Source organism: Escherichia sp. AM3, from assembly GCF_032029835.1.
Taxonomy (GTDB): domain Bacteria; phylum Pseudomonadota; class Gammaproteobacteria; order Enterobacterales; family Enterobacteriaceae; genus Escherichia; species Escherichia coli.
Genome location: NZ_JAVUPQ010000694.1, coordinates 1 through 354, shown reverse-complemented (window position 1 = coordinate 354; position 354 = coordinate 1). Strand labels below are relative to the sequence as shown.

Sequence of the window (354 nt, the reverse complement as noted above, 5' to 3'; positions counted from 1 at the left end):
CGAACTCTTTCATCCGTGGGTCCGACATCATCTTTTGATTAGCAGCGTCGCGGACCTCTTTTGAAGGGTATTCAATCCAGCTAAAGACAACCTCTTCATTCTCTTCCGCTTTCACCGCCATACGAAAATCGGTCACTTTGCCATCCGGTACATCGCTGGCCCAGCATTCGACAATACGAAGCGCGCCAAACTCTTTAAACAATGGCGCAGCCTTAGCGGCCATTTCCCGATAGGCATCCTTTTTATCGGCAGGAACGGCAACCACAAAACCATCAACATACTTCATCAGACATACCTCCGAAGCGTACTGCGCAGCCAGACAATTCTTGCGACGTCAGTTGTGGTTAAAGTTTA

General features: G+C 48.9%; 1 protein-coding gene. It reads right to left on the bottom strand.

The genetic code is table 11. From position 1 onward, the window contains the following. The coding region (locus tag RTW80_RS27935) for a DUF1428 domain-containing protein (protein ID WP_312721374.1) at window positions 1-286 on the bottom strand (286 nt) is incomplete at its 3' end. Between the last annotated feature and the right edge of the window lie 68 nt (window positions 287-354).